The sequence below is a fragment of the Amycolatopsis alkalitolerans genome, assembly GCF_006152065.1.
In the GTDB taxonomy this organism is placed as follows: domain Bacteria; phylum Actinomycetota; class Actinomycetes; order Mycobacteriales; family Pseudonocardiaceae; genus Amycolatopsis_E; species Amycolatopsis_E alkalitolerans.
This window is the reverse complement of sequence record NZ_VDFW01000006.1, coordinates 159,739-182,746: the sequence shown is the minus strand read 5'-3', so window position 1 is coordinate 182,746 and position 23,008 is coordinate 159,739. Positions and strand designations below refer to the sequence as shown.

General features: G+C 69.6%; 25 protein-coding genes and 1 pseudogene. 6 read left to right on the top strand and 20 right to left on the bottom strand.

Annotation, left to right across the window (positions count from 1 at the left end):
• Window positions 1-61 precede the first annotated feature (61 nt).
• Window positions 62-1,540, bottom strand: coding sequence for a cytochrome ubiquinol oxidase subunit I (locus tag FG385_RS09955; protein ID WP_139096347.1), 1,479 nt, complete (start codon window positions 1,538-1,540; stop codon window positions 62-64).
• Between the two features lie 278 nt (window positions 1,541-1,818).
• Between FG385_RS09955 and FG385_RS09950 the strand changes: the two genes are divergently transcribed.
• Complete coding sequence (locus tag FG385_RS09950; protein ID WP_139096346.1) at window positions 1,819-2,424, top strand: TMEM165/GDT1 family protein; 606 nt, start codon at window positions 1,819-1,821, stop codon at window positions 2,422-2,424.
• On the opposite strand, the gene FG385_RS09945 is transcribed toward FG385_RS09950, so the two are convergent.
• Complete coding sequence (locus FG385_RS09945; protein ID WP_139096345.1) at window positions 2,417-3,037, bottom strand: IclR family transcriptional regulator; 621 nt, start codon at window positions 3,035-3,037, stop codon at window positions 2,417-2,419. The genes FG385_RS09950 and FG385_RS09945 overlap by 8 nt on opposite strands.
• Entirely contained in the window at window positions 3,034-3,795 is a 762-nt protein-coding gene (locus FG385_RS09940; protein ID WP_139096344.1) for a hypothetical protein, read from the bottom strand. Before FG385_RS09940 ends, FG385_RS09945 begins: the two co-directional genes overlap by 4 nt.
• Before the next feature lie 224 nt (window positions 3,796-4,019).
• Here FG385_RS09940 and FG385_RS09935 point away from each other — a divergent pair, with 224 nt between their 5' ends.
• On the top strand, window positions 4,020-4,787 hold the full coding sequence (locus tag FG385_RS09935) for a DUF2470 domain-containing protein (protein WP_200834383.1): 768 nt from the start codon (window positions 4,020-4,022) through the stop codon (window positions 4,785-4,787).
• A gap of 77 nt (window positions 4,788-4,864) precedes the next feature.
• Here the strand turns inward: FG385_RS09935 and FG385_RS09930 are convergent, their stop codons facing one another.
• On the bottom strand, window positions 4,865-5,329 hold the full coding sequence (locus FG385_RS09930; RefSeq protein ID WP_139096343.1) for a PPOX class F420-dependent oxidoreductase: 465 nt from the start codon (window positions 5,327-5,329) through the stop codon (window positions 4,865-4,867).
• Window positions 5,330-5,353: 24 nt separating this feature from the next.
• On the opposite strand from FG385_RS09930, the gene FG385_RS09925 reads away from it, so the two are divergent.
• The 3 genes from FG385_RS09925 (at window position 5,354) to FG385_RS09915 (ending at window position 8,009) form a co-directional block, all read left to right on the top strand.
• The gene (locus tag FG385_RS09925; RefSeq protein WP_139096342.1) at window positions 5,354-6,160 is read left to right on the top strand and encodes a CPBP family intramembrane glutamic endopeptidase; all 807 of its coding nucleotides are present in this window, start codon (window positions 5,354-5,356) and stop codon (window positions 6,158-6,160) included.
• Between the two features lie 10 nt (window positions 6,161-6,170).
• Complete coding sequence (locus FG385_RS09920; protein ID WP_139096341.1) at window positions 6,171-7,373, top strand: arginine deiminase; 1,203 nt, start codon at window positions 6,171-6,173, stop codon at window positions 7,371-7,373.
• Window positions 7,374-7,460: 87 nt separating this feature from the next.
• Window positions 7,461-8,009, top strand: coding sequence for a ferritin (locus FG385_RS09915; protein WP_139096340.1), 549 nt, complete (start codon window positions 7,461-7,463; stop codon window positions 8,007-8,009).
• 1 nt (window position 8,010) lies between these two features.
• Here the strand turns inward: FG385_RS09915 and FG385_RS09910 are convergent, their stop codons facing one another.
• The 4 genes from FG385_RS09910 to FG385_RS09895 all read right to left on the bottom strand — a co-directional run bounded on the left by FG385_RS09910 (window position 8,011) and on the right by FG385_RS09895 (window position 10,638).
• The gene (locus FG385_RS09910; RefSeq protein WP_139096339.1) at window positions 8,011-8,838 is read right to left on the bottom strand and encodes a RodZ family helix-turn-helix domain-containing protein; all 828 of its coding nucleotides are present in this window, start codon (window positions 8,836-8,838) and stop codon (window positions 8,011-8,013) included.
• On the bottom strand, window positions 8,835-9,329 hold the full coding sequence (locus tag FG385_RS09905; RefSeq protein ID WP_139096443.1) for a SigE family RNA polymerase sigma factor: 495 nt from the start codon (window positions 9,327-9,329) through the stop codon (window positions 8,835-8,837). Before FG385_RS09905 ends, FG385_RS09910 begins: the two co-directional genes overlap by 4 nt.
• Window positions 9,330-9,430: 101 nt before the next feature.
• A complete protein-coding gene (locus FG385_RS09900; protein WP_139096338.1) occupies window positions 9,431-9,781 on the bottom strand; it encodes a DUF952 domain-containing protein in 351 nt (116 codons plus the stop codon).
• Window positions 9,778-10,638, bottom strand: a complete 861-nt coding sequence (locus FG385_RS09895; protein ID WP_139096337.1) for a DUF5926 family protein — start codon at window positions 10,636-10,638, stop codon at window positions 9,778-9,780. Before FG385_RS09895 ends, FG385_RS09900 begins: the two co-directional genes overlap by 4 nt.
• A 235-nt stretch (window positions 10,639-10,873) precedes the next feature.
• On the opposite strand from FG385_RS09895, the pseudogene FG385_RS34765 reads away from it, so the two are divergent.
• Window positions 10,874-11,053, top strand: a pseudogene (locus FG385_RS34765) (cytochrome P450); the annotation flags it as partial.
• On the opposite strand, the gene FG385_RS09885 reads toward FG385_RS34765, so the two are convergent.
• From FG385_RS09885 to FG385_RS09830, 12 genes are all read right to left on the bottom strand, one after another.
• Window positions 11,045-11,956 (bottom strand): DUF4328 domain-containing protein, encoded by a 912-nt coding sequence (locus FG385_RS09885; protein ID WP_139096336.1) that lies wholly within the window; start codon window positions 11,954-11,956, stop codon window positions 11,045-11,047. The pseudogene FG385_RS34765 and the gene FG385_RS09885 sit on opposite strands and share 9 nt — an antisense overlap.
• 5 nt (window positions 11,957-11,961) lie before the next feature.
• Window positions 11,962-12,309, bottom strand: a complete 348-nt coding sequence (locus FG385_RS09880; RefSeq protein ID WP_139096335.1) for a rhodanese-like domain-containing protein — start codon at window positions 12,307-12,309, stop codon at window positions 11,962-11,964.
• Between the two features lie 40 nt (window positions 12,310-12,349).
• Entirely contained in the window at window positions 12,350-13,966 is a 1,617-nt protein-coding gene (locus FG385_RS09875; RefSeq protein WP_139096334.1) for a solute symporter family protein, read from the bottom strand.
• The gene (locus FG385_RS09870; protein ID WP_139096333.1) at window positions 13,963-14,334 is read right to left on the bottom strand and encodes a DUF485 domain-containing protein; all 372 of its coding nucleotides are present in this window, start codon (window positions 14,332-14,334) and stop codon (window positions 13,963-13,965) included. The genes FG385_RS09875 and FG385_RS09870 overlap by 4 nt, the downstream gene beginning before the upstream one ends.
• 119 nt (window positions 14,335-14,453) lie before the next feature.
• Window positions 14,454-16,235: a sodium/solute symporter gene (locus tag FG385_RS09865; protein WP_139096332.1), complete on the bottom strand. Its 1,782-nt coding sequence runs from the start codon at window positions 16,233-16,235 to the stop codon at window positions 14,454-14,456.
• A gap of 109 nt (window positions 16,236-16,344) precedes the next feature.
• Entirely contained in the window at window positions 16,345-16,851 is a 507-nt protein-coding gene (locus FG385_RS09860; protein WP_139096331.1) for a hypothetical protein, read from the bottom strand.
• Complete coding sequence (locus FG385_RS09855) at window positions 16,848-17,675, bottom strand: LytR/AlgR family response regulator transcription factor (RefSeq protein ID WP_139096330.1); 828 nt, start codon at window positions 17,673-17,675, stop codon at window positions 16,848-16,850. Before FG385_RS09855 ends, FG385_RS09860 begins: the two co-directional genes overlap by 4 nt.
• 48 nt (window positions 17,676-17,723) lie before the next feature.
• Window positions 17,724-18,566 (bottom strand): S49 family peptidase, encoded by an 843-nt coding sequence (locus tag FG385_RS09850; protein ID WP_139096329.1) that lies wholly within the window; start codon window positions 18,564-18,566, stop codon window positions 17,724-17,726.
• A gap of 9 nt (window positions 18,567-18,575) precedes the next feature.
• A complete protein-coding gene (locus tag FG385_RS09845; RefSeq protein ID WP_139096442.1) occupies window positions 18,576-19,850 on the bottom strand; it encodes a GAF domain-containing sensor histidine kinase in 1,275 nt (424 codons plus the stop codon).
• A gap of 165 nt (window positions 19,851-20,015) precedes the next feature.
• Window positions 20,016-20,867, bottom strand: coding sequence for an Fpg/Nei family DNA glycosylase (locus FG385_RS09840; protein WP_139096328.1), 852 nt, complete (start codon window positions 20,865-20,867; stop codon window positions 20,016-20,018).
• Window positions 20,868-20,870: 3 nt separating this feature from the next.
• Window positions 20,871-21,311: a DUF983 domain-containing protein gene (locus tag FG385_RS09835; RefSeq protein ID WP_139096327.1), complete on the bottom strand. Its 441-nt coding sequence runs from the start codon at window positions 21,309-21,311 to the stop codon at window positions 20,871-20,873.
• A 90-nt stretch (window positions 21,312-21,401) separates the two neighbouring features.
• Window positions 21,402-22,886: a sigma-70 family RNA polymerase sigma factor gene (locus FG385_RS09830; RefSeq protein WP_139096326.1), complete on the bottom strand. Its 1,485-nt coding sequence runs from the start codon at window positions 22,884-22,886 to the stop codon at window positions 21,402-21,404.
• Between the last annotated feature and the right edge of the window lie 122 nt (window positions 22,887-23,008).

The following is a 23,008-nucleotide window of genomic DNA, read 5'->3' as shown; positions in this document are numbered from 1 at the left end:
TTCCACAGGGTTATCCACAGATTTGTGCACAGATCCCGGAGTTATCCACATTTCGCTGGTCCTAGTAGGCGAAGGCGAGTTCGTCGTTGTCGTGCTTGGGTTCCTGCGGTGGCGGTAGCACGCCTTCGACCCCGCCGCGTACGTACTTGCGCATGAGGAACACCTCGACCACCCCGAGCACCGCGTACAGCGAGGTCAGCGCGAGCAAAGAGGTCCACAGCTCCCCCGTCGACAGGTCCGACACGGCCTGCGCGGTGAACATCCAGACCCCGTCCACCCCCGACGGGTTCGGCGCCACGACGAATGGCTGGCGGCCCATCTCGGTGAAGATCCAGCCGGCGCTGTTACCGATGAACGGGGCCGCGATGCTCAGCAGCGCGAGCCGGGGGAACCATTTCGACTCGGGGATGCGACCACGCCGCGTCGCCCACAGCGCCAGCACCCCGATCCCCGCCGACATCGCGCCGAAGCCGATCATCGCCCGGAAACCCCAGTACGTCACCGGCAGGTTCGGCGTGTAGTCGATCGGCTTGCCGGCCAGCTTGCCCAGCGCCGGGTCGTCCGGGTAGTTCGTGCCGTACTTCGCCTGATACTGCCCGATCAGATCCTCGACACCGGTCACCTTCGTCTTGAAGTCGTTGTGCGCCAGGAACGACAGCAGCGCCGGCACGGTGAACGTCTTGACGTCCTCGCAGTCCTGCTTGCTCACGTTGCCGATCGCGATGATCGAGAAGCTCGCCGGCTGTTCGGTATGGCACAACGCCTCCGCCGAAGCCATCTTCATCGGCTGCTGCTCGAACATCAGCTTGCCCTGCGTGTCACCGGTGATCGTGAGCACCGCGAACGCGACCACACCGACCCAGCCGCCGAGCCGCAGCGAGGTTCGCCACGTCGCGCGGTGCTCGTCGTCGCTCTTGCGCTTGCGCCACAGGTGCCATGCGGCCACCCCGACGATGAACGCCCCGGCCACCGAGAACGCACCCGCGATCGTGTGCGGGATCGCGGCGAGCGCCGTGCTGTTCGTCAGCACCGCCCCGATCGACCGCATGGTCGGCTTCCCGTCGACGAAGTCCACACCCACCGGATGCTGCATCCACGAGTTCGCCGCGAGGATGAAATACGCCGACGCCACGGTCGCGAGCGAGAACGCCCACGCACACCCCAGATGCACCTTCTTCGGCAACCGGTCCCAGCCGAAGATCCACAACCCGAGGAAGGTCGACTCGACGAAGAACGCGACCAGGCCCTCCATCGCGAGCGGCGCGCCGAACACGTCGCCGACGAACCGCGAGTAGGCGTTCCAGGCCATCCCGAACTGGAACTCCTGCACGAGACCCGTCACGACGCCCATCGCGAAGTTGACCAGCAGGAGCTTCCCCCAGAACCTGGTCATCTCGTAGTAACGCCGGTGCCCGGTCCGCACCCACGCCGTCTGCATGCCCGCGACCAGCACGGACAGCCCGATCGTGAGCGGAACCATGAGGAAGTGGTAGACGGTCGTGATCCCGAACTGCCATCTCGCCAGCTGGAGTACGTCCACGCCGTCCAGCCTGCTCGAACGCGCGATCGGCCATCAGGTCCCGGGGTCCTGATCTTGGCAGGACCTAGGTCCTGGACAACCGGGGCGATCGTTCCGAATCGTCACAACCGGAACTAGCGCCCCGCGAATCAAGGAGCTACTAGCTAGCCTCATAAATTGTTTCGGCGCACCGAAAAACAAATTCCATCGACCCTCGACCGCCAATTCGCAATTCCCATCTGCTGGCATTCTCGGTGATTCCCCTTTATCGTTGCAGTGAAAGGGGAGCCAAAGCCGATATGGATGCCTCACTGCTGGCGCTCATCAGCACGTTCGCGCTGGTCCTGGCCGTGGAATTGCCGGACAAGACACTCGTCGCGACACTCGTGCTGACCACCCGGTTCCGGGCGTGGCCGGTGTTCACCGGGGTCACCGTCGCATTCGGGGTGCAATGCGCGGTCGCCGTGCTGTTCGGCCATGTGCTGGCATTGTTGCCGGAAAACGTGGTGGCCGGCGTGGTGGCCGTGTTGTTCGGCCTCGGCGCCGTCCTGTTGCTGCGTGAGGGATTTTCCACCGTGCGCGACGGGAGCGAGGACGCGGCGCGTTCCGGGCCGCGTCCGGTAACCTTCTTCCGCTCCGCGCTCACCTCGTTCGGCGTGCTGTTCGCCGCCGAATGGGGCGACGCGTCACAGCTCGCGACAGCTGGGCTGACGGCCCGCTACGGCGCGCCGGTCGCCGTGGGCGTCGGCGCGTTCGCCGCACTGATCGCGGTGGCGGGCGTGGCCGTGCTGCTGGGCCAAAAGATCCGCAGCCGGATCCAGCCACGGCTGATCCAGCGCATTGCCGGGTTCACCTTCGCGTGCCTCGCCCTGGTCGCGCTCTGGCAGGCGGTAAGCGCTATCTGAACGCGGCCGCCAGCTCCGAGGCCGCCGCGAGTACTTGTGGTCCAACGGTTTCCGCCTTGATCGTGCCCAGCGCCAGTACGCCGACACTCGCCCGCAGCCCGGGTACACCTCGCACGGGTGCGGCGAGCCCGGCGACCCCGCGCTCCGAAGCGGTCGCCCAGCCTCGCCCGCCCTGGCGCAGGCCCAACGCCTTGCCAGCCGCGCCAACGCCAACCGGCTGCCGGGTGCCGACCCGGTACGAGACGTGCAGGTTCGTCGACGACGGTTCGACCACCGCGACGGACTCGATCTCGTCACCCTCGGCGATCGACAGATGCGCCGTCGCGCCGGAGGTCTCGGCGAGCGTCCGCAGCACCGGCCGGGCCACCTCACGCAACTGGGGTACGACCTGGCCGGCCAGCCGCAGCACGGCGACCCCGAGCCGCACCTTGTTGCCGTCGCGCCGGACCAGGCCACGGGCGGACAGCGGGACGAGCAGCCGGTAGACGGCGGCGCGGCTCGCGCCGATCCTGGCGGCCAGCTCCGAGATCGTGGCCGCCTCGCCACCCGCGTCGGCCACCGCCTGCAGCAACGCCAGCCCGCGATCGAGGGTCAGCGACCCCTCGGCGGTCACAGCAGTCCGAGCACCCTGAGATCGGCGACCGGCTGGTCGAAGGTCGCGGAGGCGTAGGAGGCGAACAGCGCGCGGACGGCTTTCGATGCCTGCTCCGACAACGCACTCGCCTCGTCGGCGAGCTTCTGCCCGTCGGTCGAGGCCAGTGCCTCCCGCACGTCGCCACCGGAGAGGCACCGGCCGACGGCGACCAGCAGATTCAGGAACCCGTGGTGCGCGATGCCGGTCTCCGGGTCGTCGTGACGGACCGCGCGGTGCAGGCTGTTGGTCGCCTTGAAGGAGGCACCGGCCGCGCCGCCGAGCACCGCCAGGAAATCGGCGACCTCGTCGATGCTGGGAAAGTTCTCGGTCGACACGCCACCGCAGCGGATCTTCGGCCAGCTGCCGTGCTCGATCACCTTGCGCACCCCGTCGAGCCAGCCGACGCCCCGGCGCGGCTCGACCACCCGGATCACGTCCTCCGGCACGAACTCCGACACCCGCTCGAGCCACACTTCGTCCACATCGGACGGTGCGGGCATCTCCACCATGCGCAGGGACAGCAGTTCGCTGCGCGACTCGACGATCGAGATCGCCTTCGGCACGCCGCCAAGCCCGGTGTCGATGATCAGCGACAGCGGCAGGGGCTGCTTCGGCTTCACCTTGATCAGCTCGGTGATGAGCTCCGGCAACCGGGAGGCCTGGCAGAGGAAGACACCGAGCAGCCCGGCATGATCGCCTGTCATCGCCGCGAAATGCGCGCGCAGCGCTTCGGTCATGGTCGCCGTTCCCGGGGGGAACAGCGCCGAGTCGTCTACGAGCCGCGCGAAGAGAGAAGGAATTCCACGGGGGCCGGGGGGCGTGAGTTCCGCAGCGCTTGACACAAGGGACACGCTAGTAGCGTACGGCAGCCGGACAAACGGGTCCGCAAGGCGGACACTGCCGCCCCGACTTCCCCTTTTCCAGAACTCAGGTTAGGCTCACCTAACTAGGAGGTGGCCTCGTGACCGAGACTTCCATCCGGCGCCCGCCCGCCCCGGCCCCGGCCGAGCGCGCGAAGACCATCGCGGCTCGCGCGTGCCCCGGTTCGCTCATGCCGACCAGGCACGCCGGCGGTGCACGCGTCGTGCCCGAGTTGCACCACGTGCACGCGAGCGGGAGCGTGAGCATCCTGCTCGGCGACGACGACCCGTTGCTGGCCAGGGCGGCCGAAGCCGAGGTCGCCGTCATGTTCGAACTGACCGATCAGGCCCCGGTCGACCTGCGCGAGCCGGTGCGCGGGCTGCTGTGGATCACCGGCTGGCTCCGGCCGCTCGGCCCGGCCGCCGCCCGCGCCCGCGCCGTCGCGGTCGCCGAGACCCGCCCCGACCCGAGGCTGCTCGACCTCGGGCACGGGGCGAGCCTGTTGCGCCTTACCCCGGCCTCGCTCGTACTCGCGGACGCCGAGGGCACGCATTCGCTGCGCCCGCACGTGTTCAGCGCGGCGAGCCCGGACCCATTCGCCGAGTACGAGACCACCTGGCTGCGGCATCTCGCACACGAGCACGCCGACGTGGTCGCGAGCCTGGCCCGCCACGTCCCCGGCGAGTTGCGCGGCGGCCGCATCCGCCCTCTCGGGCTCGACCGGTTCGGCCTGCGCCTGCGGATCGAAACCGAGGGCGAGGATCACGACGTCCGGCTGGCGTTCTCACGGCCGGTGTCGAACCCCGCCGAACTCGGGAGCGAGATGCGCCGCCTCGTCGGCTGCCCGTTCCGCTCGCGGCGGGGCTAGCTTGTATTCGAAGCGGCGGAGCCGCTTGCGGTGGGCCGCCTGAGGTTCCGCTGCCCGCACCGCTATGCAAGCCGTTTTCAGTCAGTCTCTTCGGGTGGGAAACCCCCGGTGGCGATGGGGCCCCAGCGGTCGATCGTGAGCCGGATCAGGCTCTTGTTCTGCTTCCGCATCGCGTCGCGGTACTCGTCCCAGTCGGGGTGCTCGCCGGAGATGCACCGGAAGTACTCCACCAGCGGCTCCAGCGCGTCCGGCAGGTCGAGCACCTCGGCCCGGCCGTCGATCTGGACGTACGCCCCGTTCCACTCGTCGGAGACCACGCACGCCGACACCGCCGGGTTGCGGCGCGCGTTGACCGCCTTCGCGCGCTTCGGATAGGTGGCGACCACGAACCGGCCGTCGGTGTCGATGCCGGCGGTGACCGGCGAAAGCTGCGGGGTGCCGTCGGCGCGGGTGGTCATCAGGATGGCTCGGTGGCGGGGACGGAGGAACTCCAGCAACTCTTCACGTCCGACCCGGTCCGCCGTCGCTATTTTCGGTGCCATGAGTACGAACGGTAGCGTGCGCGCGTGACGTCACTCGCCCGCGACTGGTTACGTCCGGAACGTCCCGACCTGCCCGAACAGGTCGGCGACGAGCCTGAGCGGCGCCGCATCAAGCTGGAGATCCTGATCGTCTTCGGGATCACCCTCGGCCTGTCCGGCGCGCGCAGCCTGCTCTCGCTCCTGGACTCACTGCTCCAGCCGACCCCGCTCAGCAAGCAGCACGTCGCGCTCAACGCGCCGCAGGCCGCGCTCAGCCTGATCGACCTGCTGGCGCAACTGCTGAGCGTCGCGCAACTCGTCGGCTGGGGTGCGCTCGGCGCCTACCTGCTCGTGCGGGCCGGGATCCGGCTGAAGTCGGTCGGCCTGACCTGGCGCGGCCGCGACGCGCTGTGGGGAGCGGGGCTCGCCGCGCTGATCGGGATTCCCGGGCTCGCGCTGTACTTCGTCGCCTGGAAGCTCGGCTTCAACCTCGCCGTCGCGCCTTCGACGCTGAGCGACACGTGGTGGCGCCCGATCGTGCTCACGCTCTCGGCGTTCGGCAACGCCTTCGCCGAGGAGATGCTCGTCATCGGCTACCTGCTGACCCGGTTGCGGCAGCTGGCGTTCCGCGAGAACACCGCCCTGTTCGCGGCGGCCGTACTGCGCGGTTCGTACCACCTCTACCAGGGCTTCGGCGGGTTCGTCGGTAACCTGATCATGGGGCTGGTGTTCGGGCGGGTATGGCAACGGACGAACCGGCTGTGGCCGCTGATCGTCGCGCACACGCTCCTCGACGTGGTGTCGTTCGTCGGATACTCGCTGCTGAAGGGCAAACTCCCGTTCCTCCCGTAATCTGCGAGCCATGACCGAACCACGGGTGGACAGCGAGGTCGGGCCGCTGCGCGCCGTCCTGCTGCACCGGCCGGGTAACGAGCTAAAAAGGCTCACCCCGCGCAACAACGACCAGCTGCTGTTCGACTCGATCCCCTGGGTGGACCGCGCACAGCAGGAGCACGACGCGTTCGCCGAGGTGCTGCGCGGCCGCGGCGTCGAGGTGCTCCTGCTCACCGAGGTGCTCCGGGCCGCCCTCGAAGACGACCGGGCGCATGCCGCGGGAGTGCACGCCGCCGTCGACGAGTTGCGGCTCGGCCAGGCGCTCGCGGACACACTGCGCTCGCACCTGTCGGGAGTCGATGCGGCCACCCTTGCCGAAGTGCTGACCTGCGGCGTCACCTTCGAGGAGCTGCCCGCCGCCGAAGGCGCTTCGCTGGTGCGGAAGATGCATCACCCGCACGACTTCGCCGTCGATCCGCTGCCGAACCTGCTGTTCACGCGCGACTCGTCGGTGTGGATCGCGGACCGGGTGGCGATCTCGTCGCTCGCGATGCCGGCCCGCCGCCGCGAGACGGCCTTGCTCGATCTGATCTACGCCTACCATCCGCGGTTCCGCCGCGCGGCCCGCGCCTACGGGGCGCATTCGGCGCCGGTCGAGGGCGGCGATGTGATGCTGCTCGCCCCGGGCGTGCTGGCGGTCGGGGTCGGTGAGCGGACCACCGCGGCCGGTGCGGAGTCGCTCGCGCGCTCGGTGTTCGCCGACCATCTCGCGCATACCGTGCTCGCGGTGCCGATCGCGCAGGAACGCGCCACGATGCACCTCGACACCGTGTGCACGATGGTCGACCGGGACGCCGTGGTGATGTACCCGCTCGCGCGCGACTCGCTGGTCGCCTTCACGATGCGCCCCGGCGGCGACGGCTCCTTGACCGTCAGCGGTCCGGAGCCGTTCCTGCACGCGGCCGCCGACGCGATGGGCATCGAGAAACTGCGCGTGATCGACACGGGGCTCGACCCGGTCACCGCGGAACGCGAGCAGTGGGACGACGGCAACAACACGCTCGCCCTCGCGCCCGGTGTGGTCGTGGGCTACGAGCGCAATACCGAAACGAACGCGCGGCTCGAAGACGCCGGAGTCGAGGTGCTGCCGATCGCGGGCTCGGAACTGGGCTCCGGCCGAGGCGGCCCACGCTGCATGTCCTGCCCGATAGCGCGTGACCCGATAGCGTGAGCGCAATAAGGAAAGCCTTACCGAATAAGGCGGAGCCGCTATCGGGCAGGCGGGCGAAGCAATTTCCTTTCCTCTATTCTCGGGGACATGGCCACCAAGCGGAAAGAACCCCGTTCCAAGTTCTATGAGCTGCTGCAACAGCAGATCCACACCGAGTTCAACGCCTCGCAGCAGTATGTCGCGATCGCGGTCTGGGCCGACAACTCGGATCTGCCGCAGCTCGCGAAGTTCTTTTACCGGCAGGCGGTCGAGGAACGCAATCACGCGCTCGCGATCACGCGGTACCTGATGGATACCGACCACCATGTGGAAATCCCCGGCACGGGTGAGATCCGCAACGACTTCGAAAAGGTCGCCGACCTGGTCGAGCTCGCGCTCGAGCAGGAGAGGGGCGTCACCGCCGACTTCCGCGCGCTCGTCAAGGCCGCCCGCGACGAGGACGACTACCAGGGTGAGCAGTTCCTCCAGTGGTTCCTCGCCGAGCAGATCGAAGAGGTCGCCACGATGACCACGCTGCGCACCGTGGTCGAGCGCGCCGAAGGCAACCTGTTCGAGATCGAGAACTGGCTCGCCCGCGAGTCGGTCGCTCCCGGCGAAGACGCGAGCATGCCCGCTGTGGCCGGCGGCGCACTCTAGGTCAGCAGCTGGTGGAGGCGACCAGCTGGAGCGTGCTGACGTGGTTGCTGTCATCGACAGCGAAGACGTAGCTGCCGCCTCCGCCCGCGTCGGCCGTGTACGTGCTGCCGTTCTTGCTCAGGCCCGGGTAGGCCGCCTCCAGCTCGTCCTTGGTGGAACCGATGCGGATCCGCTCGGGCGTGTGCGCGCCGGTCGCGTCGAAGCCGACGACGCCGTTCGTGTCCGAGATCGTCACGACGCTGACGCTCGCCGAGCCTTCGGTGAGCCGGTAGCCCGCGCAGCCGCTCGGCGCGGTGCCGGCGCCCGCGAGCAGCCCGGTCTTCTTGGCGTCGGCGAAGGACATGCCGAGCACGAGCTTGCTGTAGCCATCCGGGCCGAGGACCGCTCCGGTCATCAGCGGTGCGGTCTGGCCGCGTGACGACGCGGTCGTCGGCGGAGCGGCCGAGGACGACGACCGTGCCGGGGTCCGCGACGGCTCCGACTGCCCCGTGCTGCCGGTGGACTCGGCGGTGGACTGGCTGCCCGGCGCCGGGTTGACCGGGTTCGCGGTGAGCGGCGCAGACGATCCGGTGGCGCGAGTCGTCGAGTCCTCGACCGGGGCGGCCGTGTTGGTGCTGGCCGGGCGCAGCGGCCCCAGCAGCAGCCCGGCGGTCACCAGGACCACGGCGGTGAGTGTGCCGCCGGTCGCGGTCAGCGCGGCCCGGCGCCGGCGGATCCGGCGCGCACCGGCGAGGACGCGGGCGGGGGCGGCCTCGTCCGGCCGGATGTCCAGCCGGTCGTCCGCGAACAACCGGCGCAGCTCCGTGTCGAGTTCGTCGTGTTCGGTCAACCCACTTCCCTCCCTCCGGTGATCTTGGTCCGCAGGTTCGCGATGGCCTTGCTGGCCTGGCTCTTCACCGTGCCCTGGCTGATCCCGAGCGTCTGCGCGATCTCGGCCTCGGACAGTCCTTCGTAGTAACGCAGCACGATGACGGCACGTTGCCTCGGCGGCAATTCTCGCAGGGCCTGCCATAGCGGTTCGTGCTCGAACGGGTCCGGCGGGGAGGCGACCTGGCCGTCGGGGAGGTCCGCGACCAGCGTTTCCCGGCGGATCCGGCGCCAGCGGCTGATATGCGCGTTCGCCATCGATCTGCGGATGTAGGCGAGCGGGTCTCCGGTCTTGCGCTGCACATGGGTCCAGCGCGAGCCGATCTTCTCCAGCACGGTCTGCACGAGGTCGGCCGCGTCGTGCGGGTTGCCGGTGAGCGCGTGCCCGTAGCGGAGCAGGCCAGGAAGGCTCGCGTGCACGAACTCCTCGAAGTCCGTGAGCTCACCCGCCATCGACGTTTCCCTTCCCGTGACCGGGACGGTCGTGGTCACCGTAACGCCTCGCATGGCAGTCCCCTCGCCTTGTTCCTCGTTCAGGGGACGCGTGAGGGGGGCTACCGGTTGGCGAGGGAGGCCGGAAGCCGGAAGGCGCCGTCCGGTCCGGGCGGGAACGGGTGCACGGCGACGACCGCGTGCGCCCCGATCGGTCCGTAGACATGCGGGAACCAGATCCCCGCGGGATGCGGAGGCTCGCCCTCTTCCCAGCGAACGGGCACGTCGAGCCTTGCTGGGTCGATTTCCAGTAGGACGAGGTCGGTGCGCCCGGCGTAGTGCGCGTTCGCGGCGAGGTGCGCGGTCCCCGGGTCGGAGCAGTGGACGAACCCGGCCGAATCGAGCGAGGAGGAACGGTACGCGGTGCCTTTTCTGCCCGACCAGTCCGCGCGCGAGCAGATGTGGAGGATCACCGCAGGGTCAGCTGGCGCCCGATCAGGCCGTCGCGGGCCCGGCGCTCGGTCGCGTCGAGTGGTTCGGAGCCGAGGGACGCCAGCGCGTTGTCGAGACGGGTGCCGAGCTGCCTGGCCGGCTCGGCCCACTCGCGCGCGTGCGCCTCCGGATCGAGGTCCCACACCGGCACCAGCAGGCCGTGGGCGCGGAACGAACCGGCGTAGCGGGAGCCCTCGCCGAGCCCCAGCTCACCGGCGGCCGACAGCCGCGCGAGCGCCTGCAGCACGGCGTTCTCCGGTTCCGGGCGGACCCAGCGCAGGTGCGCCTTCTCCCCGGCGAGCACCCAGTACGACCCGGTGCCGAGACGTTCGGTGGGCATGATCGCCTCGTTCGCGCGGTCCAGCGAGAGCTTGACCTCGCCTTCCGCGTCGGCGTCCGCGGGCAGCCACCAGTCGAAGTTCTCGTGCAGCGTGACGTCGAGTTCCGCCTCCGCGACCAGCAGATCCTGCAGCCGTTCCCCTGCACCGCCCGGTGTGGTGGTGTCGGGCACGGACAGCACGTCGCCGGGCTTGGCGTCCAGAGCCCACCGGAGCGAACGGCCGAGGTCGCGGCTGACGTCGGAGGAGCGGGTCTGCACCTGCAGGCCGACGAACACCCGCTCGTCGGAACGGACGAACGCGGCCGCGGCGCCCGGCAGGACGGTCGCCAGCGTGACCTCGCGAGTGGAGTCCTTCAGCGTCAACGGAGCCGTCGCGGACGGCACGAACTCGCGCAGCGCGACCAGCTCCGGCTCGGCGGCCAGCCCCTCGAAGGGCTGCGCCACGAACACCTCGCGCACCTTCGGCGCCTTGTTCTTCTTGCGCGCGGCCTTGCCCATATGCCCTCCTCGAACGGCTTGGCCGCAGACGCTACCGAATCCGCGCCCGTGTCCCGCTCACGGGGCGCGAGCCGGATCGGCCACCGGCAGTAATGTCGAAACGTGTTCGATCCCCGGGATCCTGAGTTCCTCGCCGATCCCTATCCCGAGTTCGCCCGGCTACGGGCGCGCGGCGAGGTGCACCGGCACGAAGGGCTGGGGCTCGCGATCGCCGTGTCGCACAGCGCGGCCTCGGCACCTGGGTTTCGGCGCCGGCATCCACTACTGCGTCGGCGCCCCGCTCGCCCGGATCGAGATCGGCGCCGCTCTGCGCGCGCTGACCGCTCGCCTGCCGGGACTCCAGCTCGCCGGCGAACCCGAACGGCGGCCGGAGTTCGTGATCCGCGGACTGCGGACGTTGCCCGTCTCAGCGTGAGGTCGTCGGCCGGACCGGGCGCAGCGCGGGCGCCGGCGCGCCCTTGACCGCGACCACCCGGCGCACCCGCAGCCGGTCGAGCGAAATCGGGGCGAGCAGGCTCGTCAGCCGCTGCACCACGACCGCGGTCAGCACGGCGAGCACCACCGCCGACAGGTCGAGCAGCCCGGACAGGAACACCCCGTCCGCCTGTGCCTGGATACCGGAGCGGAACCGCCACACGATCACCAGGACCATCAGCACGGCGTCGACCACCCAAGCGGCCCACCACGCGAGCACGAGCCGCGAGGGCCGCGGCCGCCGGTCCGGGGACTGGCGCAGGATCGCGTGCTCCAATTCGGCGAGGATCGAGCCGGCCATGACCAGGTTGAACCCCGGTACGAGCGCGCCGATCACCACCTGGCGCGCCGAACGCGGCGGCTCGTGGCCGCTCTCGTCCGCCGCGGCCTGGCGGGCGACCACGAGCCACCACAGCACCGAGCCGATGGCCAGCAGGCCGAACACGACGCTCAGCAACGAGGCGATGATCTCCAGCGCGTCCGACATCGCCACGACCCCGGAGCTCAGCGCGGAGTTCCGGCTGATCACCAGCAGCGCGTACCGCCAGAACTCGGCCACCGCACCGGCGAGCGCCAGCCCGGCGAGGAACCACAGGACCGTGACCGCGTTGCGCGAGAGCAGCCGCACCCGCTCCACCGGGCGCGGATAACTCGACGGCGTGCCCGGCACCAGCGTCGGCGCGCGCCAGGTCAGGTTCGGGAACCCCCAGCGCGGCGGGACGGGATAGGCGGGCGGGCCGGTGTAGGGCTCGGCCCGCCGGGCGCGACGCGGCGGCTGCGAGCCGGGCGGGGGTGACGCGACCCAGCGCACGCGCGGGCGGAAGTGGTACTGGCCGGGACGCATGGGGCCTACAGGATCTCCGGCGCCGCGTTCGGACGCTCTGCGACGACCGGGCGCCCTTCGGTACGCCAGGACTTCATGCCGCCGGCCACGTTCACCGCTTCCCAGCCGCTGGCGTTGAGCCAGGCCGTCGCCCGCGCGGACCGGCCTCCGGTGCGGCACACGATGTACAGGGGCTGGTCGTCGGGCAGTTCCGCGAGCTCCTCGAGCCGGGCGGGCAACTCGCCGAGCGGGATGTGCACCGCGCCGGGCGCGTGCCCGGCCGCCCACTCGTCGTGCTCCCGCACGTCAACCAGGGTGAGGTCGGCATCAGGAAGTTCGGAGACAGAGGCGGTAGGAAGCTGAGCCGGATTCACCCCGCCAGTTTCCCACGCGCCTCCGTCGCGTGCATGTGAGCTAGTGCGCTACGGCTTTCTCCGCGTGCGCACCGGTGAGCGCCCGGACCTCCATCTCGGCGTACTTGTCCTCGTCGCTCTCCTTCGAGGTGACCGCCCCGAGCCAGCCGAGCAGGAACGAAGCCGGGATGGACACCAGGCCCGGGTTCTGCAACGGGAACCAGGCGAAGTCGGCACCCTTGACCATCGCGGTCGAGGAGCCGGACACCGCGGGCGAGAAGATGATCAGCACCAGGGACACCGCCAGCCCGCCGTACATGGAGTACAGCGCGCCCCGGGTGTTGAACCGCTTCCAGAACAGCGAGTACACCAGCGTCGGCAGGTTCGCCGAGGCGGCGATCGCGAAGGCAAGCGCGACGAGGAACGCGACGTTCTGGTTCTTCGCGAGGATGCCGCCCACGATGGCGACCGCACCGATCACGAGGGCCGTGATCCGGGCGACCCGCACCTCCGCGTTCTTGCTGTCCACCTGGCCCTTCTTGATCACGTTCGCGTACACGTCGTGTGCGAAGGAGGCCGACGCGGTGATGGTGAGCCCGGCGACCACGGCCAGGATCGTCGCGAACGCGACCGCGGCGATGAACCCGAGCAGCACCGGCCCGCCGAGTTCCAGCGCGAGCAGCGGCGCCGCGGAGTTGGTCTTGCCCGGTGCGCCGTTGATCGTTTCCGCGCCCACCAGCGCGCCCGCGCCGTAGCCGAGCACCAGCGTGAACAGGTAGAACACGCCGATCAGCACGATCGCCCACACCACGGACCGCCGGGCTTCCTTGGCGGTCGGCACGGTGTAGAAGCGCATCAGCACATGCGGCAGGCCCGCGGTGCCGAGCACCAGCGCGATGCTCAGGGACAGGAAGTCCAGCTTCGTGGTGCTGCTCTTGCCGTACTGCTTGCCAGGCCCGAGCAGCGCCTCACCCTTCGCCCCGCCGCCGGCGCGGTCCACCGCGTGCTGCAGCAGGCTGGAGAAGTTGAACCCGTACTTGCCGAGCACCCACAGCGTCATCGCGAGCGCGCCGACGATCAGCAGCGCCGCCTTGACGATCTGCACCCAGGTGGTGCCCTTCATCCCGCCGATCAGCACGTACAGCACCATGATCACGCCGACGACGGCGATCACGAGGTCCTGGCCGACGTTGCCCTCGACGCCGAGCAGCAGGTTGACCAGGCCACCGGCGCCGGTCATCTGCGCGAGCAGGTAGAACAGCGACACGATCAGCGTGGACACCGCGGCCGCCGCCCGGACCGGACGCTGCTTCATCCGGAACGCGAGCACGTCGCCCATGGTGAACTTGCCCGTGTTGCGCAGCAGTTCGGCGACTAGCAGCAGCGCGACCAGCCACGCGACCAGGAAGCCGATCGAGTACAGGAAGCCGTCGTAGCCGTAGACCGCGATCGCCCCGGCGATCCCGAGGAACGAGGCCGCGGACAGGTAGTCACCGGAGATCGCGACTCCGTTCTGCGGACCGGTGAACGCCCGCCCCGCCGCGTAGTAGTCGGAGGCCGTCCTGGTGTTCCGGCTCGCCCAGAACACGATCACCAGGGTGATCGCGACGAAGACCGCGAAGATGACGATGTTGAGCGTGGGGTTGCTGCCCTCGACGCCCGCCGCAAGTGTCTTCACTCGGCGTCTCCTTCGACGGTCTCGAGCTTCTCGCTCTCCACCTCGTCACGGATCTTGTCCGAGATGGGGTCGAGCCTCCGGTTCGCGTATCGGACGTACAGCCAGGTGATCAGGAACGTGGACACGAACTGCAGCAGGCCGATGAGCAGACCGACGTTGAAGTTCCCGGCGATCTTCGTCGCCATGAAGGCGTGCGCGTAGTCGGCGAGCAGGACGTAGACCAGATACCAGGCCAGGAAGAGGGCGGTCATCGGGAAGACGAAGGTGCGCAACCGCCGTCGCAACTGGGCGAACTCGGGACTGGCCTGCACCTTTTTCCAGTCGCCGCCGGGACCCGATCCCGTCAGGCCCTGTTCGGTAGTACTCACGGGTAGTCATTCCCTTTCGAGTGAACGGAAGCACTGACAGTAGAGCAGGATTTTATCCGGGTACAAGTACTTTGACCGATTGACGAGTTCAGTCGCCAGATGAGCGAAAGAAGCAGGTGCTACTTGCGGTGCCGGCCGCGGCCAGAGCGGTGGCGGCTGTCGACCTGGCCGAACCGGGCGACCGCACGGTCCCGCATGAAACCCAGCGGATCGGGCGCGTGCAGCCGCAGCATCACGGCGTTGACGTCGGCCGGGCGGCCCGCGCGGGTGCCGAGGCTGACCAGCACGGTCACCGCGAACGCGGCCGGGACGGTGACCAGCGCAGGCTGATCGGCCAGCCACGGCGCCCAGTTGCCGGTGTACCCGCTGACCGTGTGGACCGCGAGCGCCGCGACGACCAGCCCGCCGCCGACGATCATGCCGGCCATCGCGCCCGGCCAGGTCAGCCCGCGCCACCAGATACCCAGCACGAGCACGGGCGCGAAGGTCGACGCCGCCAGCGCGAAGGACATCCCGACGCTGAGCGAGAGATCGGTCGGGCGCATCGCGAGCGCGAGCGCCGCCGGCACGATGCCGACGATCACCGTCGCCCACCGGAAATCACGCACCCGTCCCTTGAACACGTCGGTCGACACCACCCCGGCGACGCTCACCAGCAGCCCGGACGAGGTGGACAGGAACGCGGCGAAGGCGCCCGCCATGACCACCGCGGTCAGGATCTCCCCGCCCACGCCGGGCAGCACCGCGTGCGGCAGCAGCAGCACGGCGGCGTCGGTCTGACCCGTGACCAGCAGTTCGGGCACGTACATCCGGGACATCGCGCCGAGCACCGTCGGGAACACGTAGAACAGGCCCAGCAGCAACAGCACGTGCACCGCCGTGCGGCGGGCGGCCTTGCCGTCGGGGTTGGTGTAGAAGCGGACCAGCACATGCGGCAGGCCCATCGTGCCGAGGAACAGCGCGAGGATCAGCGAGTAGGTCTGCAGCAGATCCGGCAGCCCGGAACTGCCGGGACGGAGCCACTCTCCGTTGGCCGGGACGGCATCCGTGACCACCGGAACCGGGGTGCCCGCGGGGAACCGCAGCACGGTGCCCTTCAGCACGTGCTCGGTCGAGCCCTTGACCCAGCCCGCCGTCCGCTCCGCGGTCGCGCCCGGATCGCGCACGGTAACCGGGGTCAGCGCGTCGACCCGCAGGTTCACGTCGGTCTTGATCGTCACGGTGGTGTCCGCGGTGAACTTCGGCGCGGCCGACGAGCCGAGCGCACCGGCGGGCCCGCCGTGCCCGCCGGTCACGAAGACGGCGCACAGCACGAACGCCGGCACGGCGAGGGCGAAGAGCTTGAACCAGTACTGGAACGCCTGGACCACGGTGATCGCGCGCATCCCGCCGGCGAGTACGTTGCCGGCGACGATCACGGTCACCCCGACCGCGCCGACCCACAGCGGCACCGGCAGCACGGTGGTCAACGCGAGCCCCGCGCCCTGCAGTTGCGGCACCAGGTAGAGGATGCCGATCACGATCACGAAGGCCGTGGCGCACCGGCGAAGCGTGACCGAACCGAGCCGGGCCTCGATGAAGTCGGGCAGGGTGTACGCGCCCGAACGCCGCAACGGTGCCGCGACGAACAGCATCAGCGCGAGGTAGCCCGCGGTGAAGCCGATCGGGTACCACAGCCCGTCGGCGCCCTCCTTGAGCACGATCCCCGCGACGCCGAGGAACGACGCGGCCGAGAGGTACTCACCGGAGATGGCGGCCGCGTTCCGGCGGGAACGCACCGTGCGGCGGGCGACCAGGAAGTCATGGGTGGAACTGGCGAACCGCGAGGAGCGATGGCCCAGGTAGAAGGTCATCGCGGCGACCAGCACGACACCGGTCAGCACCCACGCGTTCAGCTGCACGGTCGATAGTGTGGCACTGCCGCTTGGCAGCGCTCATAAGCGGCGGCAGCCGCTTGCCGTGGGCCGTCAGCTTGCACCGCCAGCACCGCCACGCAAACCACTTCACTGTCTAATTTTCGATCATGTCGACGAAGTCGCGTTCGTTTCCTTCGGCCAGCCGGTTGTACAGCAGACCGGCCAGCAGGAGCAGTGGAAACGGCAGGATGGCCAGCAGGAGCCAGGCCAGCGGCACGCCGATCACGCGCAGCCCGGCGAAGGCGGGCGAGAGGTAGAACGCGAGCGGCAGCCCGCCGAGCACGACCACCACGAGCGCGGCGAGCATGAGCCCGGCGCGCAACTGGTGCTTGACCAGGTCGTCGACGAGCAGCGCACCCCAGCTCGTCTGCTCCTCGAGCTCGACCCTCGCGCGCAGCGTCGGCGTCGACGACCGCGAGTGCGGATCCGCCAGCACCACCCGTTGCCGCTTGAGCGGTTTCGCCGGGGTCTCGGCCGGCTGTTCGGCGGGGACCGGCGGCACGCGCTCCACCGTCGCGGGCTCGTGCGTCGCGAAGTTCTTCCCGAGGGTGGGATCGGGCTCCCGTACCCCGTCGACCTGCTGGTAGTAGTCCTCGTTCATCGCCCGGTCAAGCGATCCTTGAGTTCACGGGTGTGCCGGCGCGAGACCGGCAGGAGCTTCTCGTCGTTGCCGATCACCACCTGGTACCCGCCCTGCCCCATCCGCAGCTCGGTGATCAGGCTGAGCGCGACCAGGAACGACCGGTGGATCCGCACGAACCCGGCCTTCTCCCAGCGTTCTTCCAGCTGTGTCAACGGGATCCGGACCAGGTGACTGTTTCCGTCCGTGGTGAACAGGCGCGCGTAGTCGCCCTGCGCCTCGACCCACCGCACCGTCGAGCGCGGGACCAGCTTCGTGGTGCCGGCCAGCTCGACTGGGATCACCTCGTCGTCGTCCGCTTTCGCCGGGGCCGCCGCGCCCGAGGGACTGCTGGCGGCCGGCGTGCTGCTGAGCTTGTCCAGCACCCGGTCCACGGCGCGGTCCAGCCTGTTCTGGTTGCACGGCTTGAGCAGGTAGTCCACGGCGCCGAGATCGAAGGCGTTCACCGCTTCGGAGGCGTGCCCGGTGACGAACACCAGTACCGGCGCCGGGTTGAGCGCGGAGAACACCCGCGCCATCTCCATCCCCGACAACCCGGGCATCTGCAGGTCCGCGAACACCGCGTCGATCGCGGGGAGCCCGCGTTCCTTGCGGTTGCGCAACTCGTCGTCGTCGGAGGCGAGCAGGCGCAGCGCCTCCGCGGCGTCGACCGCGGCGAAGACCCGGCCGATATGGTGGTTCGCCTGCAGGCCCTCGACGAGCAGGTTCAGCCCGTGGGGTTCGTCGTCCACGGCGAGGACGACCAGTCGCCGTGTGTCAGTTTGCGCACTCACAGTGGTTCGCATCCTGCCTAGAGCCGACCTTACTGTCCATACCGCGCTTGGGCGAACACGCTACAACCCGTACCGGCTCCAAATCGCTTTGTGTGACACCGCTTCCAAGATCGCCGCGGCCGGCGCCCCGACGCCGAGCCGGGCGAGCAACGGCTTCTTCGGTTCGGCCATCTTGATCTCCGCGCCAGGGAACCGTTCCGCGATCGTCTCGCGCAGGTTGCCCAGCCCGTCGATGAGGCCGAGTTCCTTCGCCTTCGCGCCGAGCCAGACGTCACCGGTGAACAGGTCCTCGGTCTGGGCGAGCCGGTCGCCGCGGCGCTCCTGGACCCAGCTCACGAACAGTTCGTGCAGCTGGGCATGCATTTTCTTGAGCCATTCGACGTCCTCGGGCTTCTCCGGGCTGAACGGGTCGAGCCGGGACTTGTTCGCGCCAGCGGTGTGCAGCCGCCGCTCGATGCCGAACCGCTCCAGCAGCCCGGTGAACCCGAACCCGCCGCTGATCACGCCGATCGACCCGACGATCGAAGTGCGGTGCGCGTAGATCTCGTCCGCCGCGCATGCGAGCCAGTACCCGCCCGACGCCGTGACGTCCTCGCAGAACGCCAGCACCGGCACGTCCTTCTTCTTCGCGGCCAGCTGCCGGATACGCTCCGCGACCAGCCCCGACTGGGTGGGGGCGCCGCCGGGCGAGTTGATCAGCAGCGCGACGGCCTTGAGCCGGTCGTGATCGAACGCCCTGGTCAGCGCCGACTCGACGGCCGCGAGGTTGATCGTGCCCCGCGCAAGCGGCGACGGGGTCGGCGTGATGACACCGTGCAGCTTGACGACCGCGACGACGTCGGTGCGGTCACCCCGGTCACCGATTCGTGGGATCCTGCTCGTCAACTCGGTCACGGATGGCATGCCGCCAGGTTACGGACCTTTCTTCGCGTGCGCAGGTGAGCCGTTGCGCGATGCCTGCGCGGGGACCGCGGCCGAGTAGTCCGGCAGCTCGGTGCGTACGCCGGGGGCGAACTTCGGCACGCGCAGGGTCACCTTCATCCCCGCACCGGGCGCGGTCTCGACCATCAGCGCGTACTCGTCGCCGAACAGCTGCCGCATCCGGGCGTTGATGTTGCCGAGCCCGACATGCGCGCCAGTGCGGTGGGAGTTGCGCAGGTCCGCTAGGCGCGCCGGGTCCATGCCGATCCCGTCGTCCTCGACGCTGATCAGTGCCTCGCTGCCGTAGTCTTGCGCGGTCACGGTGACCATGCCGCCGCTCGGCTTGCTCGCGAGCCCGTGCTGGACGGCGTTCTCCACGAGCGGCTGGATGATCAGGAACGGCACCACGACCGAGAGCACCTCAGGCGCGATCTTCAGCCGCACCTCGAGCCGGCCGCCGAACCGGGCGCGCTCGATGGTGAGGTAGCGGTCGATATTGCGCAGCTCGTCGGCGAGCGACGTGAACATGCCCGAGGTGCGGAACGAGTACCGGGTGAAGTCGGCGAACTCCTGCAGCAGCTCTCGCGCCTCTTCGGGATCGGTGCGGATGAGCGAGGAGATCGTGTTGAGGGCGTTGTAGATGAAGTGGGGTGAGATCTGCGCGCGCAATGCCTTGATCTCGGCCTGCTGCAACTGCAGTTTCGACTCGTCGAGGCGGGCCAGTTCGAACTGGGTGCAGACGAACTGGGCGACCGCGTCGGCCATCTGCACCAGGCGCTTGCCCTTCGAGCGGCCGACCACGACGAGCGCGGCCTCCACCTCGCCGTCGACGATCAGGGGGACGATCACGGCGGTCTTCATCTTGCAGGTGCCGCGGTGGTCACAGGGGACGTCGTCGTGGTTGACGACCTCACGCCGGCTCTTGCGGATCGCCATCCCGATGGCGGTGGTGAGGTCGACGTAGTGGTCGTTGGCCTCCCCGTCCCAGGACGCGAGGGTGCCCTCGGGGTCGGTGATCCCGACCGCGACGCATTTGAGGAGTTCGAGCAGCTGCGAGGTGATCCTGTCGGCCGCGACCTGGTCGAAGCCCTCGCGGAGGTCCGGGGTGGCCTTCGACATGTGGTACACGGCTTCGAGCACCGCGTCGTCCACGAAACTGCTCGGTTTGCGGGACCGGACGAGGAGTACCACCACGACGATCAGCAGCAAGCCCGCGAGAGTCCACGGGATGATCTGCGCGATCGGCAACTCGGACACGGCGTCAATGCTCTGCGCTCGGTCAGCCGGGTGCAAGGCTTCGGGCCCACTTTCTGTGTAGATACCGACACCCTGGGGCAGGGCGCACCTTACCCAACGCGAGAACGGCGCCGTATCCGCCAGCCAAGTGTCGCAATTAGACGATGAACGGGTGAACGGCGCCCCTACCGTCTGCTACTTCAGCAGCCGCGACATTCTGCGGTCCGCAAGCGGCTTGCCGCCTGTCTGGCAGGTCGGGCAGTACTGGAACGCCTTGTCCGCGAACGAGATCTCGCGCACCGTGTCCCCGCAGACCGGGCACGGCAGACCCGCCCGCGCGTGCACCTTGAGGCCGGATCGCTTCTCGCCCTTCAGGCGTGCCGCGTCCTGGCCGACCGACCGTTCTACGGCGTTCGTGAGCACCTCGTGCATCGCGTCGAACAACCGGTCCAGCGCCTCCTCGGAGAGCTTGCCCGGCGTCGCATACGGCGACAGCTTCGCGGCGTGCATGATCTCGTCGGAGTAGGCGTTGCCGATGCCGGCGATCAGCGGCTGGTCGGTCAGCGCGGTCTTGAGCCGTTCCGTGCGGCCGGTGAACAACTCGCCGAGCCTCTCGCGGGTGAGCTCCAGGGCATCGGGCCCAAGCCGCGCGACGCTCGGCACGTCCTTCGGATCGTGCACGATCCACACCGCGAGCCCCTTCTTCGTGCCGGCCTCGGTCAGGTCGAACCCCGGCCCCCCAAGGTGGACCCGCAGCGCCAGCGGACCGCGACCCGGTTTGGGTGGCGTCGGCGAGAGCTGATCGGACCAGCGCAGCCAGCCCGCGCGGGCCAGGTGGATCACGAGATGGATCCCGTCGCAGTCGAGATCGAGATGCTTGCCGTAGCGGCCGGCGCCGGTCACGGTGCGCCCGTGCAGTTCCGTCCACTGCGGGCTCACGGTCTTCAGCACACCGAACGACGCCACGTCCACCCGCGTCACCGTCCGGCCGACCGCGTGCTCGCGCAGGTGGTGTGCGAGCGCCTCGACCTCAGGTAACTCGGGCATCGGTCACTCCATGGGATGCAGGGGGCCGTCGAAGTCCGGCAGGCCCTCGGTCCGGATGGCCTTGACGACCTTCGCCACCTCGCCGCGCACCCGGAACATCCCGGACACCACGCCGACCCAGCGCTCGGGCGGGTGATCGCCCAGCGCGTCGCCGTCGGTCTCCGCGACCACGCCCCACGGCCGGTTCAGCACCCACCGCAGCGGGAAGAACAGCGCGATCAGCAGCAGGCCCCAGATCACCCAGGCCGGCACGACGACCCCTTCGGGTAGCCATGCGACCAGGATAACCGCGAGCACCAGGGTGACCGAGAGCATCGCGACGCCTGGCGCCGGGCTGCCCGCCACGTCATGCTCGAAATCCTCGACGGTCACGGGGCGGCGCCACTCCATCTGCGCCCGGACCGTCCATTCGCGGCCGTCCAGCCCCTGCACCCGGCGGTTCATGCTTCGTGGCCTCCTGGACACGCTCCGTCGTTCGTGAGCGTGCTCAACGGTAGCGTGGCCCGGGCCCGTGGCGCGAGATCCGCACCAAGATCAACCGGAGGCGTTACGCGCGCCAGGGCCGAACAACCACCAGAAGAACGTGCTGTGTTCCCCGGACGGCTTCGCCGCCTGGGTCGCCGTCACGTCGGCATCGGCCGGCGGCGGGTCCGCACGGAGGTTGTTGTTCGGCGCGGTGCCGGCCCGCGAGTTGTTGTTCTTGTTCCCGTTACGGGCTTTGCCCGGCTTCGTGCTGCTGGGCGGGGTGCTGGACGTCGAGTCGAGGTCGTCGCGCGCGGTGCCGCTCGACGAGGACGGCGACGACGTGGCCGGTGGATCGCTGCGCCCCTGCTGGCTCTGCGGCGGCGCGGCGGGCACCTGCTTGGGCGCGGCCGGTGCCTGCTTGGGCCCGGCCGGCGCCGTCGCGACCGCGCCGGCCGGGGGCGGCGCCTGGGCTTCCCGCTGCACGATCACCGGAGCCCCGGGCAGCCGCAGCGTCGCTTCGTCCGGCGTCACGGGCTGCTGCGGCGGCGGGCTCAGCAGCGAGGGCTCGGTCGGCGCGATCCGCAGTTCGATCCCGCTCTGCGGCAGGCCAACGGTCTGCGCGTGGTCGGGGTTGATCAGCGCCGGGCCCACGGTGACGCCGACGACCCCGGCCGCCGCCGTGGACACGAGCGCGATCCCGACCTTGAGCTTCGAGAGCACGAGCCCCTTGAGCGTGGCGAGCGCGCCATGTCCCGACGCGGCGACCGCCGCAGTCGAAGGCACCAGCATCGCCAGCACCCCGGCGTGCGACCGCAGGGAGGAGCAGACGTCCCGCAGTTCGGCGTGCATCGCGCGACACGAAGCGCAGCCGAGAAGGTGGGTGCGGATGCGGGCGGCCTCCGACCCGGTCACGCTGCCCGCGGTGTACCCGCCCAGCTTCTCGATCACGCCGCGGCAGCTGACGTCCGAGGTACGGTTCATCGCGAGATGGGCCTGCAGATACGCCGCGCGCAACCCCTGCCGGGCGCGGCGGGCGAGCGCCGCCGTCGCGTTCGCGCTCAACCCGAAATGCGGGGCGACGACCGCCGGCTGCTCACCTTCGACCTCCGTCTGCCACAGGACCGTGCGCCAGCGCTCCGGAAGGCTCGTGAAGGCGGTCGCGATCAACGTGTGCTCCGCGGTGCGGGCATGCGCGTCCACACCGGCGCCCACGCGGACCGTCAACTCGTCGTCGGTGACCGGAACGTCACGGCGCGACCCATGCCACTCCCAGGACACCCGGCGGGCGACGGTGAGCAGGTAAGCGCGGATGTGATCACGCGGGCCCGACCCGCGCCGGAGCGCCTGGAGCACCCGGAAGAAGGTTTCGGCGGTGATGTCCTCCGCCTCGGAAGCGTCGCTGGCTATCCCACGAGCCAGCCGCCGCACGGCGCCCGAGTGCTGCTCGAAGAGCTCACTGAACGCCCGATCCTCCCCGGCCCGGAGGCGACGCAGAAGTGCCTGTTCATCGGCCGATACCGTGCGTTGCTCCGGTACCGTTGCTTCTTCCGTCATCCGGCCAGGCACCTCCTCCCCGGGCGGGATTGACCCGTTCGGTTGAATGGGGACACCATACGGAGCGAAACGCTTGCCGTCACCCCTTGTACTCCGGGAGTGACAGAGTTACCTCCGACCGG

Excerpts from the sequence above, each read along its gene's own strand:
- FG385_RS09950 (WP_139096346.1), top strand. The coding sequence starts at position 1,819 with ATGGATGCCTCACTGCTGGCGCTCATCAGCACGTTCGCGCTGGTCCTG.
- FG385_RS09940 (WP_139096344.1), bottom strand. The coding sequence starts at position 3,795 with ATGACCGAAGCGCTGCGCGCGCATTTCGCGGCGATGACAGGCGATCAT.
- FG385_RS09930 (WP_139096343.1), bottom strand. The coding sequence starts at position 5,329 with ATGGCACCGAAAATAGCGACGGCGGACCGGGTCGGACGTGAAGAGTTG.
- FG385_RS09920 (WP_139096341.1), top strand. The coding sequence starts at position 6,171 with ATGACCGAACCACGGGTGGACAGCGAGGTCGGGCCGCTGCGCGCCGTC.
- FG385_RS09915 (WP_139096340.1), top strand. The coding sequence starts at position 7,461 with ATGGCCACCAAGCGGAAAGAACCCCGTTCCAAGTTCTATGAGCTGCTG.
- FG385_RS09905 (WP_139096443.1), bottom strand. The coding sequence starts at position 9,329 with ATGGCGGGTGAGCTCACGGACTTCGAGGAGTTCGTGCACGCGAGCCTT.
- FG385_RS09895 (WP_139096337.1), bottom strand. The coding sequence starts at position 10,638 with ATGGGCAAGGCCGCGCGCAAGAAGAACAAGGCGCCGAAGGTGCGCGAG.
- FG385_RS09885 (WP_139096336.1), bottom strand. The coding sequence starts at position 11,956 with ATGCGTCCCGGCCAGTACCACTTCCGCCCGCGCGTGCGCTGGGTCGCG.
- FG385_RS09860 (WP_139096331.1), bottom strand. The coding sequence starts at position 16,851 with ATGAACGAGGACTACTACCAGCAGGTCGACGGGGTACGGGAGCCCGAT.
- FG385_RS09855 (WP_139096330.1), bottom strand. The coding sequence starts at position 17,675 with ATGCGAACCACTGTGAGTGCGCAAACTGACACACGGCGACTGGTCGTC.
- FG385_RS09850 (WP_139096329.1), bottom strand. The coding sequence starts at position 18,566 with ATGCCATCCGTGACCGAGTTGACGAGCAGGATCCCACGAATCGGTGAC.
- FG385_RS09840 (WP_139096328.1), bottom strand. The coding sequence starts at position 20,867 with ATGCCCGAGTTACCTGAGGTCGAGGCGCTCGCACACCACCTGCGCGAG.
- FG385_RS09835 (WP_139096327.1), bottom strand. The coding sequence starts at position 21,311 with ATGAACCGCCGGGTGCAGGGGCTGGACGGCCGCGAATGGACGGTCCGG.
- FG385_RS09830 (WP_139096326.1), bottom strand. The coding sequence starts at position 22,886 with ATGACGGAAGAAGCAACGGTACCGGAGCAACGCACGGTATCGGCCGAT.